At 65.3% G+C, this 15,747-nt stretch carries 14 protein-coding genes; 12 read left to right on the forward strand and 2 right to left on the reverse strand.

Annotation, left to right across the window (positions count from 1 at the left end):
• Positions 1-177: 177 nt before the first annotated feature.
• From HU763_RS07580 to HU763_RS07590, 3 genes are all read left to right on the forward strand, one after another.
• Positions 178-801 (forward strand): glutathione S-transferase, encoded by a 624-nt coding sequence (locus tag HU763_RS07580; RefSeq protein ID WP_186680580.1) that lies wholly within the window; start codon positions 178-180, stop codon positions 799-801.
• Positions 802-946: 145 nt separating this feature from the next.
• A complete protein-coding gene (locus HU763_RS07585; protein ID WP_186689086.1) occupies positions 947-1,879 on the forward strand; it encodes an ABC transporter ATP-binding protein in 933 nt (310 codons plus the stop codon).
• Positions 1,876-2,655: an ABC transporter permease gene (locus HU763_RS07590; RefSeq protein WP_186680575.1), complete on the forward strand. Its 780-nt coding sequence runs from the start codon at positions 1,876-1,878 to the stop codon at positions 2,653-2,655. The genes HU763_RS07585 and HU763_RS07590 overlap by 4 nt, the downstream gene beginning before the upstream one ends.
• Here the strand turns inward: HU763_RS07590 and HU763_RS07595 are convergent.
• Positions 2,539-3,165, reverse strand: a complete 627-nt coding sequence (locus HU763_RS07595; RefSeq protein ID WP_186689089.1) for a DUF2062 domain-containing protein — start codon at positions 3,163-3,165, stop codon at positions 2,539-2,541. The genes HU763_RS07590 and HU763_RS07595 overlap by 117 nt on opposite strands.
• A gap of 142 nt (positions 3,166-3,307) precedes the next feature.
• Between HU763_RS07595 and HU763_RS07600 the strand changes: the two genes are divergently transcribed.
• The 8 genes from HU763_RS07600 to murB all read left to right on the forward strand — a co-directional run bounded on the left by HU763_RS07600 (position 3,308) and on the right by murB (position 10,515).
• Complete coding sequence (locus tag HU763_RS07600; RefSeq protein ID WP_186689092.1) at positions 3,308-5,521, forward strand: DNA internalization-related competence protein ComEC/Rec2; 2,214 nt, start codon at positions 3,308-3,310, stop codon at positions 5,519-5,521.
• A gap of 456 nt (positions 5,522-5,977) precedes the next feature.
• Complete coding sequence (locus HU763_RS07605) at positions 5,978-6,613, forward strand: MotA/TolQ/ExbB proton channel family protein (RefSeq protein ID WP_170028901.1); 636 nt, start codon at positions 5,978-5,980, stop codon at positions 6,611-6,613.
• The gene (locus tag HU763_RS07610; protein WP_170028902.1) at positions 6,610-7,044 is read left to right on the forward strand and encodes an ExbD/TolR family protein; all 435 of its coding nucleotides are present in this window, start codon (positions 6,610-6,612) and stop codon (positions 7,042-7,044) included. Before HU763_RS07605 ends, HU763_RS07610 begins: the two co-directional genes overlap by 4 nt.
• Entirely contained in the window at positions 7,044-8,045 is a 1,002-nt protein-coding gene (gene lpxK, locus HU763_RS07615; protein ID WP_186689094.1) for a tetraacyldisaccharide 4'-kinase, read from the forward strand. Before HU763_RS07610 ends, lpxK begins: the two co-directional genes overlap by 1 nt.
• A 43-nt stretch (positions 8,046-8,088) precedes the next feature.
• Entirely contained in the window at positions 8,089-8,274 is a 186-nt protein-coding gene (locus HU763_RS07620) for a Trm112 family protein (RefSeq protein ID WP_003247142.1), read from the forward strand.
• Positions 8,271-9,035 (forward strand): 3-deoxy-manno-octulosonate cytidylyltransferase, encoded by a 765-nt coding sequence (gene kdsB, locus HU763_RS07625; protein ID WP_186689096.1) that lies wholly within the window; start codon positions 8,271-8,273, stop codon positions 9,033-9,035. The genes HU763_RS07620 and kdsB overlap by 4 nt, the downstream gene beginning before the upstream one ends.
• Positions 9,035-9,499 (forward strand): low molecular weight protein-tyrosine-phosphatase, encoded by a 465-nt coding sequence (locus HU763_RS07630; protein WP_186680300.1) that lies wholly within the window; start codon positions 9,035-9,037, stop codon positions 9,497-9,499. Before kdsB ends, HU763_RS07630 begins: the two co-directional genes overlap by 1 nt.
• Positions 9,496-10,515 carry a UDP-N-acetylmuramate dehydrogenase gene (murB, locus tag HU763_RS07635; protein WP_170028906.1) on the forward strand — a complete coding sequence of 340 codons (1,020 nt, stop codon included), beginning with the start codon at positions 9,496-9,498 and terminating at the stop codon, positions 10,513-10,515. The genes HU763_RS07630 and murB overlap by 4 nt, the downstream gene beginning before the upstream one ends.
• A 173-nt stretch (positions 10,516-10,688) precedes the next feature.
• Here the strand turns inward: murB and rne are convergent, their stop codons facing one another.
• On the reverse strand, positions 10,689-13,991 hold the full coding sequence (gene rne / locus HU763_RS07640) for a ribonuclease E (protein ID WP_186689098.1): 3,303 nt from the start codon (positions 13,989-13,991) through the stop codon (positions 10,689-10,691).
• 796 nt (positions 13,992-14,787) lie between these two features.
• Here rne and rluC point away from each other — a divergent pair.
• Positions 14,788-15,744 carry a 23S rRNA pseudouridine(955/2504/2580) synthase RluC gene (gene rluC, locus HU763_RS07645; protein ID WP_063911715.1) on the forward strand — a complete coding sequence of 319 codons (957 nt, stop codon included), beginning with the start codon at positions 14,788-14,790 and terminating at the stop codon, positions 15,742-15,744.
• The last annotated feature ends 3 nt before the right edge of the window (positions 15,745-15,747 follow it).

The raw sequence follows: 15,747 nt of genomic DNA on the forward strand, positions 1-15,747 counted from the left end.
CTTAGACGCAACGCTGTGGACGACAGGGTCAGAACAGTGACAAGGGTGGGGCGCCGGGAGTTTCAGCGCGCCTTGTCCTGTACCGGCCCAATCGCCGGCAACCAGCGATTGGGCCGGTACAGGCAACAAAACTCTGGAGTAGACTGTGCCACCTCCGCATTTCATAAGGACGTTGCCATGCTGAAGATCTGGGGCCGCAAGAATTCGAGCAATGTGCGCAAGGCGCTGTGGATCGCCCACGAGCTGGGCCTGGACTTCGAGTCCATCGACGCCGGTGGCGCCTTCGGCGTGGTCAATGAGCCGCACTACCGGGCCCGCAACCCCAACGGCCTGGTGCCGATGCTCGAAGACGCTGACCTGACCCTGTGGGAATCCAATACCATCGTCCGCTACCTGTGCGCCGAGTACGGCGCGGAGCAGGGCTGGTATCTCCAGGACCCACGCCAGCGCGCCCTGGCCGACAAGTGGATGGATTGGACCACCTCGTCCTTCGCCGGCCCGTTCCGCCCGTTGTTCTGGGGCCTGCTGCGCACCCCCGAAGACCAGCGTGACTGGGTGGCGATCAATGCCGCGCACAAGCAATGCGCTGCATTGCTGGCCATCGTCGACGACACCTTGGCCAAGCAGCCATACCTGTCCGGAGAGCGCATCGGCATGGGCGACATCCCACTGGGCAGCTTCATCTACGCCTGGTTCGAAATGCCGATCGAGCGCCCGCCCATGCACCACCTGCACGCCTGGTACGAGCGCCTCAAGGCGCGCCCGGCCTACCAGGCCGCAGTGATGACAGCGCTGACCTGATCGAACACCACGCATGCTTCGATAGTCATTATCAATACATGTGACTGTACTTGTGCGGCCAGGCCAAGCACCATTGGCCGCACTCACTGCGCCAGTGACTTTGCCTGGCGTGTCCTGCACCTTTTTTTCTGGTAAGTGACCCGCTATGAGTTCCGCCCTGTCGATCCGACAGCTGACCAAGACCTACGGCAACGGCTTCCAGGCCCTCAAGGGCATCGACCTGGATGTTGCCGAAGGCGATTTCTTCGCCTTGCTCGGCCCCAACGGCGCCGGCAAGTCCACTACCATCGGCATCCTCTCGACCTTGGTCAACAAGACCAGCGGGACGGTCAACGTTTTCGGCCATGACCTCGATCGCGAACCTGCCGCGCTCAAGCGCTGCCTGGGCGTGGTGCCGCAAGAGTTCAATTTCAACCAGTTCGAGAAGACCTTCGACATCGTCGTGACCCAGGCCGGGTACTACGGCATCCCGCCCAAGGTGGCTAAGGCCCGCGCCGAGCAGTACCTGACCCAGCTGGGCCTGTGGGACAAGCGTGACGTGCCGTCGCGGTCGCTGTCCGGCGGCATGAAGCGCCGCCTGATGATCGCCCGTGCACTGATCCACGAACCGCGCCTGCTGATTCTCGACGAGCCCACTGCCGGCGTGGACATCGAACTGCGCCGCTCGATGTGGAGCTTCCTCACCGAGCTGAACCAGAAAGGCATCACCATCATCCTCACCACCCACTACCTGGAAGAGGCCGAGCAGCTGTGCCGCAACATCGGCATCATCGACCACGGCACCATCGTCGAGAACACCAGCATGCGCCAGCTGTTGGGCAAGCTACATGTCGAAACCTTCGTCCTCGACCTCAAGCACGACCTGGCCACGGCGCCAGCGCTGCAGGGCTACCCCTGCCGCCTGCTGACCCCGCACACCCTGGAAGTGCAAGTGGACAAGGACATCGGCATCACCGCCTTGTTCGGCCAGCTGGCGCTGCAGAACATCGAGGTGCAAAGCCTGCGTAACAAGACCAACCGACTCGAGGAGCTGTTCGTGTCCCTGGTGGAGAAAAACCTGTCGAAGGTGGCAGTATGAATGTGGAACTGCGCACCAACTGGGTCGCCCTGAACACCATCGTCTACCGTGAAGTGCGGCGCTTCCTGCGCATTTGGCCGCAGACCCTGCTGCCACCAGCGATCACCATGGTCCTGTACTTCGTCATCTTCGGTAACCTGATCGGCCGGCAGATCGGCGACATGGGTGGCTTCAGCTACATGGAGTACATCGTGCCGGGGCTGATCATGATGTCGGTTATCACCAACTCCTACGGCAACGTGGTGTCGAGCTTCTTCGGCAGCAAGTTCCAGCGTTCGATCGAAGAGCTGATGGTATCGCCGGTATCGCCGCACACCATCCTCATCGGCTATGTGCTGGGTGGGGTATTGCGTGGCCTGGCGGTGGGGGTGATCGTGACCTTCCTGTCGCTGTTCTTCACCCACCTGCAGGTGCACCACCTGGGCGTGACCGTGGTCGTGGTGCTGCTGACCGCCACCATCTTCTCGTTGCTGGGCTTCGTCAACGCCGTGTTCGCGCGCAACTTCGACGATATCTCGATCATCCCGACCTTCGTACTGACACCGCTGACCTACCTGGGCGGGGTGTTCTATTCGATCAACCTGCTGCCGCCGTTCTGGCAGACCGTGTCGCTGGCCAACCCGGTGCTGCACATGGTCAACTCGTTCCGCTACGGCATCCTAGGGGTGTCGGACATCAGCATTGGCACGGCGATTACCTTCATGCTGGTCGCCACCGCGGTGCTTTACCTGCTGTGCGTTCGCCTGCTGGTCAGCGGCCGCGGCATGCGTGCCTGAGCACCTGAGCTTGCGCCGGCGCCATTGCCGGCCAATCCACCAGCGCCAGTACAGCAGGGTAGTGAAGTAGGCGACGATGCCCAGCACCACCCCGCAGACTAGAGAACCCAGCAGGAATGGCTGCCACAGCGTGGCCAGCTGGTCGCTGATCCAGGCGAAGGTCAGCTCGTCGGGCAGGCTGCGCGGCGGAACCTGCATCAGCCAGGCGCCGGTCATGTAGGTGACGAAGAACACCGGTGGCATGGTCAGCGGGTTGGTCAGCCATACCAGGCTGACAGCGATCGGCAGGTTGCCGCGCACCGGAATCGCCAGCGCCGCCGCCAGCAGCATCTGCATGGGAATGGGTATGAGGGCCGCGAACAGGCCGACCCCCATGGCCCGGGCTACCGAGTGCCGGTTCAGGTGCCAGAGGTTCGGGTCGTGCAGCAGCTTGCCAAAAAAGCGTAAGGACTTGTGTTCGCGAATGCTGGTCGGATCCGGCATGTAGCGTTTGAACAGTCGGCGCGGCATGTAGGCTCCCGGAGCGTTGATCCGGGCAGTATGCCCTGATTCCCGATCAGCCTTGTTTAGAGTTTGTGACAATTGTTGAGCAAGCGCTGCCAGCAATTGGGCTATGCCTCAGAAGGTGATTTTGCTTCTGGAGCTCTACCTCATGCGCACAGGGATGTTTGCGCTCGCGCTCGGGCTGTTGTGTCTGGGCTTTTTCCCCGCGTTGCCGTCGGTCGGATGGCTGGTGCTACTGGCCGTTGGCGCTGGCGTCTGCCTGTTCACCCGCTTGTGGCCGCTGGGTTGCTTCCTGCTGGGCCTGTGCTGGGCGCTTGGCTCGGCGCAGCTGGCTTTGGATGACCGCCTGGCGCCCGGGCTGGAAGGCCGTACCCTGTGGCTGGAGGGTCGGGTGGTCGGCCTGCCGACCCGCACCGCGCAAGGGGTGCGCTTCGAGCTGCAAGAGGCCCGTTCGCGGCGCGCCGATCTGCCGCAGCGCCTGCAGCTGAGCTGGTTCGACGGGCCAGCGCTACGCGCAGGGGAGCAGTGGCGGCTGGCGGTGACCCTGCAGCGCCCGGCCGGGTTGCTCAACCCGCATGGGCCGGACCTGGAGGCCCAGTTGCTGGCGCGGCGCATCGGTGCCACCGGCTCGGTCAAGGCCGGGCAACTGCTGGCACCGGTTGCCGGCGGCTGGCGTGACCGCCTGCGCCAGCGCCTGCTGGCGGTTGACGCTCATGGCCGTCAGGCGGCGTTGGTAGCCCTGGTGCTCGGCGACGGCACGGGCCTGGCACGGCACGACTGGCAGACGCTGCAGGCTACCGGCACGGTGCACCTGCTGGTAATTTCCGGGCAGCACATCGGCCTGGTCGCCGGCTTGCTGTACGGCCTGGTCGCCGGGCTGGCGCGTTGGGGGCTGTGGCCGGCACGGCTGCCCTGGTTGCCCTCGGCGTGTGGCCTGGCCATGGCGGCGGCGCTGGCCTACGGCTGGCTGGCCGGGGCTGGCGTGCCGGTGCAGCGTGCCTGCCTGATGCTGGCCGTGGTGCTGCTCTGGCGCCTGCGCTTTCGCCATCTTGGCGCGACCTTGCCATTGCTGCTGGCGCTGGTTGCGGTGTTGCTGATTGAGCCGCTGGCGGTGCTGCTGCCCGGTTTCTGGTTGTCGTTTGCGGCGGTGGCCACGCTTGTCTATTGCTTCAGCGCGCGGCTGGGCGGCTGGCGGCCGTGGCAGGCCTGGACGCGGGCGCAATGGGGCATCGCCATCGGCTTGCTGCCGGTGCTGCTGGCCACCGGCTTGCCGGTGAGCCTGAGTGCGCCGCTGGCCAACCTTGTGGCGGTACCGTGGGTCAGCCTGGCGGTACTGCCGCTGGCGTTGCTGGGCACGCTGCTGTTGCCGCTGGGTGGGGTAGGCGAGGCACTGTTGTGGCTGGCGGGTGGCTTGCTCGACGGGTTGTTCCGGCTGCTGGCGCTGGTGGCACAGCAGCGCCCGGCGTGGCTGCCGCCGGCGTTGCCGTGGTGGGCCTGGCTGCTGGTCTGTCTGGGGACCTGGCTATTGCTGCTGCCCCGTGGGGTGCCGTTGCGTGGCTTGGGTGGGGTGATGCTGCTGGCATTGTGGGTACCTAGGGCGACGGTGCCATTCGGGCAAGTCGAAGTCTGGCAGCTGGATGTCGGTCAGGGCCTGGCGGTGCTGTTGCGCACGCGGCATCACGACCTGCTGTACGACGCCGGGCCGGCCAGGGGCGACACCGACCTGGGTGAGCGGGTGGTACTGCCGACCCTGCGCAAGCTGGGGGTGCGCCGCCTGGACCTGCTGCTGGTCAGCCACGCCCACGCCGACCATGCCGGCGGTGCTGCGGCGATAGCGCGTGGTTTGCCGGTACGGCGCGCCATCGGTGGTGAAGCGCTGCAAGATCTCCAGTTGCAGCCGTGTGCCAGTGGCGAGCAATGGGCATGGGATGGGGTGCATTTTTCGCTGTGGCGCTGGGCTGACGGGCAGAGCAGCAATGACCGGTCCTGCGTGTTGCTGGTCGAGGCGCAGGGCGAGCGTTTGCTGCTGGCAGGCGATATGGAGGCCGCTGCCGAACAGGCTTGGTTGGCGGCCACCGACACACCCCGTATCGATTGGTTGCAGGCGCCGCACCATGGCAGCCGGAGTTCTTCCACCGAGGCTTTCATCCGGGCCACGGCGCCGCGTGGGGTGCTGGTGTCGCGAGGGCGTAACAACAGCTTCGGGCACCCGCATGCGCAGGTGGTCGAACGTTATCGGCGGCATGGGGTGATGGTGCATGACACGGCGGTGGAGGGGGCATTGCGGTTGGTGTTGGGGCGTCATGGGGCGGTTGAAAGTGTGCGGGAGCAGCGACGGTTTTGGCGGGATTCGGCACAGTAGGGTGCAGTGGCTTGCAGGTGCTTGCCTTTAGATTTTCAGCGCCTGTGAGATCGAGCGCCGCCCGCGCGGCGCATCGCGGATAAATCCGCTCCCACATTTGTTGCAACGTGCCGAACCTGTTACGCCATGGTTGCCTGCCTTTGTACATGTCTCAAGGCAGGCGAGGCGGCATCAATGCCCACCCAAAAATCCCGTGATGCCAACCAGGCTGACAACCATGGCCTCACAGGCATGGCCACGTTGCAACAAATGTAGGAGCGGATTTATCCGCGATGCGCCGCGCGGGCGGCGCTCGATCTCACAGGCGCTGCATCTGTGATGGCGAGCACCTGTCCGCCCTGATGCCGAACCAAGGCATCCCCCTCTGGCCCCAGCGCCAATTCCCTGACCTCCGGCAGATGAGCCCCCGGCGCGCCTATGGTAGAGTGGCGGCCTTTTTCCGAGGGGGCGTTTACTGTGTGGGAATTGGTCAAGTCCGGTGGTTGGATGATGCTGCCGATCATTCTGAGCTCCATCGCCGCCATGGCTATCGTCGTCGAGCGCCTGTGGACCCTGCGCGCCAGTCGCGTCACCCCGCCGCACCTGCTGGGCCAGGTCTGGATGTGGATCAAGGACAAGCAGCTCACCAGTGACAAGCTCAAGGCCCTGCGCGCCGATTCGCCGTTGGGCGAAATCCTTGCTGCCGGGCTGGCCAACTCGCGCCATGGCCGCGAAATCATGAAGGAATGCATCGAGGAAGCTGCCTCGCGCGTCATCCACGAGCTGGAACGCTACATCAGCACCCTCGGCACCATCGCTGCCATGGCTCCGCTGCTCGGCCTGCTGGGCACCGTGCTGGGCATGATCGACATCTTCAGCGCCTTCATCGGCTCGCAGATGACCGCCAACGCAGCCGTACTGGCGGGCGGCATCTCCAAGGCCCTGGTCACCACCGCGGCCGGCCTGATGGTCGGTATCCCGGCGGTGTTCTTCCACCGCTTCCTGCTGCGCCGTATCGATGAGCTGGTGGTCGGCATGGAACAGGAAGCGATCAAGCTGGTGGAAGTGCTCCAGGGTGACCGTGAAGTGGAAGTGGCCGGAGGCAAGGCGTGAAGTTCCGGCGCAATCGCCAGCGGGAGAACGTCGACATCAACCTGGCGTCGCTGATCGACGTGGTGTTCGTGCTGCTGCTGTTCTTCGTGGTCACCACCACCTTCACTCGCGAGACCCAGCTGCGCGTCGAGCTGCCCGAAGCCACCAGCGCCGAGCCGACGCCGGCCGACCAGGGCAAGCTGGTGGAAATCACCATCAGCGCCGAAGGCGTGTACTCGGTGAACAACCACCTGCTGCCCAAGAGCGACCTGGCCACCCTGAGCGAAGCGATCGAGCGCGAATCGGGTGGCGACAACAAGCTGCCATTGGCCATCAGCGCCGATGGCAGGACCCCGCACCAGGCTGTAGTCACCGCGATGGATGCCGCCGGCAAGCTCGGTTTCAGCCAGCTGCGCATGACCACGGTCGAGGCGGCCCAGGGTACGCCTTGATGGCCTTCGCCGACCGATTGCTCGCGGCCTGGTACGCCGGGCACCCGGCCCTGGCACTATTGCGCCCGCTGGAGGCGCTGTACCGCTGCGTGGTCACCCGCAAGCGGGCGCGTTTCGTGCGTGGCGAAAGTACCAGCTACCGGGCCCCGGTGCCGGTCATCGTGGTCGGCAACATCACCGTGGGCGGTACCGGCAAGACGCCGATGATCCTCTGGCTGATCGAGCACTGCCGCCGCCAGGGGCTGAAGGTCGGGGTAGTCAGCCGTGGCTATGGCGCCAAGCCGCCGCAGCTGCCATGGCGCGTGCGGGCCGAGCAGCCTGCCGAGCAGGCCGGCGACGAACCGCTGCTGATCGTGCAGCGCAGCGGCGTGCCGCTGATGATCGACCCCGACCGCTCCCGCGCGGTACAGGCATTGCTGGCCAGCGAATCCCTCGACCTGATCCTCTGCGACGACGGCATGCAGCACTACCGCCTGGCGCGTGACCTCGAGCTGGTGCTGATCGATGCCGCCCGCGGCCTGGGCAATGGCCGCTGCCTGCCGGCGGGGCCGTTGCGTGAGCCGGCCGAGCGCCTGCACGATGCGGATGCGGTACTGTTCAACGGTAGCCGCGACGACCGCGCCGATGGCTTCGGCTTCTGCCTGCAACCGTCCGCCCTGGTCAACTTGCGCAGTGGCGAGCGCCACGCGCTCGATCACTTCCCCGCTGGCCAACGCCTGCATGCGGTGGCCGGTATCGGCAATCCACAACGTTTCTTCAATACCCTGCTAGGGCTAAACTGGCAGCCGGTGCCGCATCCCTTTGCCGACCATGCGCAGTTCAACGCCGCAAGCCTGGCCTTCAGCCCACCGCTGCCACTGGTCATGACCGAGAAGGACGCGGTGAAATGCCGGGCCTTCGCCGCTGACGACTGGTGGTACCTGGCTGTCGACGCACAGCCCACGGCGGCTTTCAGCACCTGGTTCGACAACCAGTTGCAACGCTTGCTGCGCAAGCCCTGAGCCCGTTATCAATTTCCGGCCACCTGGCCTAAAGGAAGCTCCAATGGACACCAAACTGCTCGATATCCTGGCCTGCCCGATCACCAAAGGCCCGCTCAAGCTCAGTGCCGACAAGACCGAGCTGATCAGCAAGGGCGCAGGCCTGGCCTACCCGATCCGCGATGGCATCCCGGTGATGCTGGAAAGCGAGGCACGTACCCTGACCGACGACGAGCGTCTGGACAAATGAGCCTGAACTTCACCGTGGTGATTCCTGCCCGCCTGCGCTCCACGCGCCTGCCGGGCAAGCCATTGCTGCCGATCGCCGGCAAGCCGATGGTCCAGCATGTGTGGGAACAGGCGCGCAAGAGCAGCGCCGGCCGCGTGGTCATCGCCACTGACGATGCCAGCATCGTCGAGGCCTGCCAGGCCTTTGGCGCCGAAGTGCTGCTGACCCGTGCCGACCACGAATCGGGCACCGACCGCCTGGCCGAGGTGGCCGCGCGCCTGGGCCTGCCAGCCGATGCCATCGTGGTCAACGTGCAGGGCGACGAGCCGCTGATCCCGCCAGTGATCATCGACCAGGTGGCGGCCAACCTGGCCGCGAACCCGCAGGCTGGCATCGCCACCCTGGCCGAGCCTGTGCATGAGCCGGAAACCGTGTTCAACCCCAATGCGGTCAAGGTAGTCAGTGACAAGCATGGCCTGGCCCTGACCTTCAGCCGCGCGCCGTTGCCCTGGGCGCGTGACGCGTTCGCCACCGACCGTAACCAGCTGCCGGCGGGCGTGCCTTACCGTCGCCACATCGGCATGTACGCCTACCGTGTCGGCTTCCTGCAGGACTTCGTCAGCTGGGGACCGTGCTGGCTCGAGCAGACCGAATCGCTGGAGCAGCTGCGGGCGTTGTGGCACGGCGTGCGCATTCACGTCGAGGACGCCATCGAGGCGCCTGCCGTGGGCGTGGATACTCCGGAAGACCTGGAGCGCGTACGGCGCTTGCTGGAGGCCTGATGCGCATTCTGTTCGTCTGTTTGGGCAATATCTGCCGCTCGCCCACGGCCGAAGGCGTGCTGCGCCATCAACTGCAGGCTGCCGGGCTAGCCGACAAAGTGCATGTGGCTTCGGCCGGCACGGGTGACTGGCATGTCGGCAAGGCCCCCGACAGCCGTACCTGCAAGGCGGCGCTCGCGCGTGGCTATGACCTGTCGCAGCAGCGCGCCCAGCAGGTCAAGGCGGCGCATTTTGCCGAATACGACCTGATCCTGGCCATGGACGAGAGCAACCTCAGCCATCTGCGTGCCTTGCGCCCGCACACGGCAGTGGGGGAGCTTGACCTGTTCCTGCGCCGCTATGGCGCAGCGCTGGATGAAGTGCCAGACCCGTACTACGGCGGTGCCGACGGCTTCGAGCAGGTGCTCGACCTGGTCGAGGCGGCGTGTCAGGCGCTGGTGCTGGAAATCAAGGGGCGGCTATGACACTGCAGTGGCAGGAGCAGGTATCGCTCAAGCCTTACAACACCTTTGGCATCGACGTGAAGGCGCGTTATTTCAGCCCGGCCCATGACGACCAGGAAGTGCGCCAGGCCTTGAGCCAGGCGCAGCAGCATGGCTTGCCGGTGCTGGTGATTGGTGGTGGCAGCAATCTGTTGCTGACCAGGGATATCGACGCATGGGTATTGCACATGGCCAGTCGTGGCCGGCGTGTACTCAGTGACGACGGCGAACGCATCGTGGTCGAGGCCGAAGCCGGTGAGCCCTGGCACCCGTTCGTGCAATGGACGCTGGCGCAGGGCTATTGCGGGCTGGAGAACCTCAGCCTGATCCCTGGCACGGTTGGCGCCGCGCCGATGCAGAACGTCGGCGCCTACGGCGTGGAAATCAAGGATGTTTTCGTCGGCCTGACCGCCCTCGACCGTGAGACCGGCGCATTGCGTGACTTCGGCCTGGCGGAGTGTGCCTTTGGTTATCGCGACAGCTTGTTCAAGCGCAACCCTGGGCGCTGGTTGATCCTGCGGGTGCGCTTTGCCTTGAGCCGCACCTTGCACGCCCACCTGGATTACGGCCCGGTGCGTCAGCGCCTGGCCGAGCAGGGCGTGAGCGAGCCGACCGCGCAGGCGATCAGCGAAGCGATCTGCAGCATTCGCCGCGAGAAGTTGCCAGACCCGGCACAACTGGGCAATGCCGGGAGCTTCTTCAAGAACCCGGTGGTAGCGGCGGCGCAGGTCGAGCGTATTCGGGCCCAGTACCCTGGCGTGGTGGCTTATCCTCAGGCCGACGGGCAGGTGAAGCTGGCCGCTGGCTGGTTGATCGAGCAGGCCGGCTGGAAGGGCTACCGCGAGGGCGATGCCGGGGTGCATCGCCTGCAGTCGCTGGTGCTGGTCAACCATGGCCAGGCGAGCGGGGCGCAGATGCATGCGCTGGCGCGGCGGATCCAGGCCGATATCCTGGAGCGCTTTGGCGTCGAGCTGGAGATGGAGCCCAACCTCTACTGATAGGCCTGGCCCTGTCAGGCCCACTGATTACCCCTGTGTAGTAGCGGCCTTGCGTCGCGAAGGGCCGCAAGGCGGCCCCGGCAATTCATGCTGCGAAGCTGAGATGCAACAGTAGCCCAAGAAAAAGCCCCGCCAGTTCGCACTGGCGGGGCTTTTTCATTCAGCCTTGGCTATCAACCGTGATGAGGTTTTTGCTCATCGGTGGATTCCAGGGCGGGTTCCTCGGCCGCTGCTGCAGCTTCCTGTGCGGCTTTGGCGGCAGCCTCGGCCTCACGCTTGCGGCGGCGCACTTCACGCGGATCGTTCGGCGCACGGCCGTTGGCCAGCATGACAGTGGCAGGTTCGGCAACCACAGGGGCTGCAACCGGGGCAGGCTCGACGACTACCGGCTCGACGACCACCGGGGCAGGCTCGGCGGCAACCACTTCTGGCTGGGCCTCGACAACCGGCGCAGGCTGTTCGGCAACCGCGGCGGTTTCGATCACGGCCGGGGCCTGTTCGATTTCACCGGCCTCGACGGCAGGTGCTTCGGTCGCAGCTTCGCTAGCCACGGCTGGCTCGGCGGCTGGTGCCGCTTCAACCACGGGCTGCGGTGCGACTTCGACCACAGGCTCGGCGCTTGCCTCGACTGCGACCACAGGCTCGCTGAACGGTTGCTCGACCACCGGTGCCACGGCAACTTCTTCCGCCTTGGCGGCTGCTTCGGCCTGCTCTACAGGCTGGGCGGCTTCGCGGTCGCCGGTTTCTGCAGCAGCGACTTCAGCGGTAGCCTGCTCGGCCTGCTGGTTGGCCTGGGCTTCGGCTTCGGCGCTGATGTTGCTGCTGGCGACAGCCGCAGTCACGGCCAGGCCCGCAGCCAGTTCGGCACCCAGCTCGGTGGCTTGGTGCTGTTGCGGCTGCTCTTCGTTGCCTTCTTCGTCGCTGCCTTCGATCAGCTCGCCATTGGCGTTGCGCTGACGCTCACGACGGTTGCTGCGACGACGCTGGCCACGGGAGCGGCGGCGTGGGCGCTCGCCATCGGTGCCTTCCTGTTCGTCCTGCAGCAACTCTTCGCTCGGCAGTTGCTCTTCGGCCAGTTCGGCAGCCTGCACGGCCGCTTCTTCGGCTGCGCGTGGCTGGCGCTCTTCTCGCGGTGGGCGCGGGGCACGTTCTTCACGGGGAGCACGCTCTTCGCGAGGGGCGCGTTCTTCACGAGGAGCACGTTCTTCGCGAGGGGCGCGTTCCTCACGAGGAGCACGCTCTTCGCGCGGGGCGCGTTCTTCGCGAGGAGCACGTTCTTCGCGCGGGGCGCGTTCTTCACGTGGAGCACGCTCTTCACGCGGAGCACGTTCCTCTCGCGGTGCACGCTCTTCGCGGGCTACACGCTCTTCACGCGGCTGACGCTCCTCGCGCTCGGCAGGGGTGGCGTCCAGCGGCTCACGCAGTTCACGCACGCGCTCTTCGCCACGGTTGCCGCGGCGGTCTTCGCGTGGCTGGCGTGGGGCACGTTCTTCACGCGGTGCACGCTCTTCGCGTGGGGCGCGTTCTTCACGTGGCGCACGCTCTTCGCGCGGTGCACGCTCCTCGCGTGGCTGGCGCTCTTCACGTGGTGCACGCTCGGCACGCTCTTCGCGTGGCTTGCGTTCCTCGTCGCGGCGGCCGTTGCGGTTGCGGCTCTGCTGGCGGCCGTTGCGGCGTTCTTCGTTGCGCGGGCTGCGTTCGGCAGCCGGTTTTTCGGTGGCAGTGACGACCGGCGCGGCGGCAGGTTCTTCCTTGCCGGCGAACAGGCTGACCAGCGATTTCACCAGGCCCTTGAACAGGCTCGGCTCCGGCGCGCTCGGCGCAGGGGTGGCCGGTGCGGCTGGCTGCTGCTCTTCAACGGCGGTCGGAACCGGCGCATTGGCACGGGCCGGGGCGGTCTTCACCGCGGCTTCCTGGCGAACCAAGGTGCGGGTGGCCGTTGGCTGCGGTGCTTCTTCGGCTTCGGCGGCGGCGATTTCGTAGCTGGACTGGTTGCTCAGCACTTCCGGGTTGTCGTCGCGCAGGCGCTGGACTTCGAAGTGCGGGGTTTCCAGGTGGTCGTTCGGCAGGATGATGATCCGTGCACGGGTGCGCAGTTCGATCTTGGTGATCGAGTTGCGCTTCTCGTTGAGCAGGAACGCGGCTACCGGGATCGGCACCTGGGCGCGCACTTCGGCAGTGCGGTCTTTCAGGGCTTCTTCTTCGATCAGGCGCAGGATGGCCAGCGACAGCGACTCGACGTCGCGGATGATGCCGGTGCCGGAGCAGCGCGGGCAGACGATGCCGCTGCTTTCGCCCAGCGATGGACGCAGGCGCTGGCGGGACATTTCCAGCAGGCCGAAGCGCGAGATGCGGCCGACCTGGACGCGGGCGCGGTCGGCTTCCAGGCATTCGCGGACGCGTTCTTCCACGGCACGCTGGTTCTTCGCCGGGGTCATGTCGATGAAGTCGATGACGATCAGGCCGCCGATGTCACGCAGGCGCAGCTGGCGGGCGATTTCCTCGGCCGCTTCCAGGTTGGTCTGCAGGGCGGTTTCTTCGATGTCGCTGCCTTTGGTCGCACGCGCCGAGTTGATGTCGATGGACACCAGGGCCTCGGTGGGGTCGATCACGATCGAGCCACCGGACGGCAGGTCGACCACGCGCTGGAAGGCGGTCTCGATCTGGCTTTCGATCTGGAAACGGTTGAACAGCGGCACGCTGTCTTCGTACAGCTTGACCTTGCTGGCGTACTGCGGCATCACCTGGCGGATGAAGGTCAGGGCTTCTTCCTGGGCATCGATGCTGTCGATCAGCACTTCGCCGATGTCCTGGCGCAGGTAGTCGCGAATGGCGCGGATGATGACGTTGCTTTCCTGGTAGATCAGGAACGGTGCGGCGCGGTCCTGGGACGCTTCCTTGATGGCGGTCCACAGTTGCAGCAGGTAATCGAGGTCCCACTGCATTTCTTCGCTGCTGCGGCCAAGGCCGGCAGTGCGCACGATCAGGCCCATGTCGCCCGGCACGGTCAGGCCGTTCAGGGCTTCGCGCAGTTCGTTGCGTTCCTCGCCTTCGATGCGGCGGGAGATGCCACCGGCACGCGGGTTGTTCGGCATCAGTACCAGGTAGCGGCCGGCCAGGCTGATGAAGGTGGTGAGGGCGGCGCCTTTGTTGCCGCGCTCTTCCTTCTCGACCTGGACGATGACTTCCTGGCCTTCGCTCAGCACTTCCTTGATGTTGACCCGCCCTTCGGGGGCTTTCTTGAAGTATTCGCGGGAGATTTCTTTCAGCGGCAGGAAGCCGTGACGTTCGGAGCCGAAGTCGACGAAGGCGGCTTCGAGGCTGGGTTCGATGCGGGTGATCTTGCCTTTGTAGATGTTGGCCTTTTTCTGCTCACGCGCGCCGGACTCGATGTCCAGGTCGTAGAGACGTTGGCCGTCCACCAGGGCTACACGCAACTCTTCGGGTTGAGTTGCGTTAATCAGCATTCTTTTCATGTTGTACCGTCGGTTTCCGGGCTGCCGGAAACGGCGTTCGGCACACACGACGTCTCATGGTCGGTGCCAAGGTGCGCAAAGGGTGGCCGGGCCACCCCCGTGTCGAGCAACGTTCGGCACCAGCCGGTTGCCCAGCCTGCCGTTGTCGCGACGACGCGTCCTGTTTGCTGCGGTGCCAACAAGGCCCCGGTGGCTTCGAATTGGAATCCGAATCAACCAAGCGGGCCTTGTGCACTCAGTCAGGAGGAGGAATCAACCGTCAGCCGTGGACGCCCGGGGGCATCTGTTCAGGACCTTATCCGCTCGCCAGCCGTCAGTGGGCTGGTGGCCGGACGCGGTGCTACACGGTCCGAGGGCTGTGCATCTCCACCCTGCACGTATCCCTGATAATTCGGGTGCTGCCGCGCGCTGAATCCGCAACGGGTTGCATTTTTCGCCAGCGCAGGTTCTGCGCTGGCGCCATTCATGTCCAAGGCAGGTATTTCCGAAGCATTCGCCGGGCGTTGCGTGGAAGCGACGGGCGGGCAGAGGTGCAGCGAAAAGAATCGGGTAAGCAGGTGAAACACCGCACTTGTCGTTTTTTTTCGGTCTTCTCTACACGGCGCTGGTGGCGATTCCAGGCAATTCGGTAAACTGGCGAAAACCCCGTAGGACGGCCTCGCGTCCTGGAGAATTGCGTTGGTCAGGGACCGGCTAGGAGCCTGGTGCCACTGGCCTGCCGCTTTTGGCGGCGTTCGCGACTATAGCAGCAATGATTAAGTGCTTCAATTCCATAAAAAATTGTTATGATCCCGTAATGACGACCAATACCCCCCCGACTTCCGGCGTTCAGCTGATCGAAGTCGCGCCGGAACTTGCCGGCCAACGCATCGACAATTTCCTTATCACGGCCCTCAAGGGCGTGCCCAAGACGCTGGTCTACCGCATCCTGCGCAAGGGTGAAGTGCGGGTCAACAAGGGCCGCGTCAAGCCGGAATACAAGATCCAGGCTGGCGACATCGTGCGGGTACCGCCGGTCCGCCTGCCCGAGCGCGACGAGCCGGCTCCGGTGGCCCAGGGCCTGCTGCAGCGCCTGGAAGCTGCCATCGTCTACGAAGACAAGGCGCTGATCGTGATGAACAAGCCGGCCGGCATCGCCGTGCATGGCGGCAGCGGCCTGAGCTTTGGCGTGATCGAGGCGCTGCGCCAGCTGCGCCCGGATGCCAAGGAACTGGAGCTGGTGCACCGCCTGGATCGCGACACCTCCGGCCTGCTGATGATTGCCAAGAAGCGCAGCATGCTGCGCCACCTGCATGCTGCGCTGCGCGGTGATGGTGTCGACAAGCGCTACATGGCGCTGGTGCGCGGCCACTGGCCGACGTCGAAGAAGCAGGTCAGCGCGCCGTTGCTCAAGAGCAACCTGCGTTCCGGCGAGCGCATGGTCGAGGTCAACGATGAAGGCAAGGAAGCCTTGACCCTGTTCCGCGTGCTGCGCCGCTTTGGCGAGTTCGCCACCATTGTCGAGGCGCGCCCGATCACCGGCCGTACCCACCAGATCCGCGTGCACACCCTGCATGCCGGGCATATGATCGCCGGCGACAGCAAGTACGGCGATGAAGACTTCAGCCGCGAAATTCGCGAGCTGGGTGGCAAGCGCCTGTTCCTGCATGCCTACGCGCTGACCGTGCCGCTGCCGGACGGCGGCGAGCTGAAGCTCGAGGCGCCGGTGGATGAGGTGTGGGCGAAAACCGTTGAGCGGCTGAGTGCATCCTGACCT

Source organism: Pseudomonas anuradhapurensis (assembly GCF_014269225.2).
GTDB classification, from domain to species: Bacteria; Pseudomonadota; Gammaproteobacteria; order Pseudomonadales; family Pseudomonadaceae; genus Aquipseudomonas; species Aquipseudomonas anuradhapurensis.

Excerpts from the sequence above, each read along its gene's own strand:
- HU763_RS07630 (WP_186680300.1), top strand. The coding sequence starts at position 9,035 with ATGCGCATTCTGTTCGTCTGTTTGGGCAATATCTGCCGCTCGCCCACG.
- HU763_RS07600 (WP_186689092.1), top strand. The coding sequence starts at position 3,308 with ATGCGCACAGGGATGTTTGCGCTCGCGCTCGGGCTGTTGTGTCTGGGC.
- rluC (WP_063911715.1), top strand. The coding sequence starts at position 14,788 with ATGACGACCAATACCCCCCCGACTTCCGGCGTTCAGCTGATCGAAGTC.
- HU763_RS07580 (WP_186680580.1), top strand. The coding sequence starts at position 178 with ATGCTGAAGATCTGGGGCCGCAAGAATTCGAGCAATGTGCGCAAGGCG.
- HU763_RS07590 (WP_186680575.1), top strand. The coding sequence starts at position 1,876 with ATGAATGTGGAACTGCGCACCAACTGGGTCGCCCTGAACACCATCGTC.
- lpxK (WP_186689094.1), top strand. The coding sequence starts at position 7,044 with ATGGCCTTCGCCGACCGATTGCTCGCGGCCTGGTACGCCGGGCACCCG.
- kdsB (WP_186689096.1), top strand. The coding sequence starts at position 8,271 with ATGAGCCTGAACTTCACCGTGGTGATTCCTGCCCGCCTGCGCTCCACG.
- rne (WP_186689098.1), bottom strand. The coding sequence starts at position 13,991 with ATGAAAAGAATGCTGATTAACGCAACTCAACCCGAAGAGTTGCGTGTA.
- HU763_RS07620 (WP_003247142.1), top strand. The coding sequence starts at position 8,089 with ATGGACACCAAACTGCTCGATATCCTGGCCTGCCCGATCACCAAAGGC.
- murB (WP_170028906.1), top strand. The coding sequence starts at position 9,496 with ATGACACTGCAGTGGCAGGAGCAGGTATCGCTCAAGCCTTACAACACC.
- HU763_RS07585 (WP_186689086.1), top strand. The coding sequence starts at position 947 with ATGAGTTCCGCCCTGTCGATCCGACAGCTGACCAAGACCTACGGCAAC.
- HU763_RS07595 (WP_186689089.1), bottom strand. The coding sequence starts at position 3,165 with ATGCCGCGCCGACTGTTCAAACGCTACATGCCGGATCCGACCAGCATT.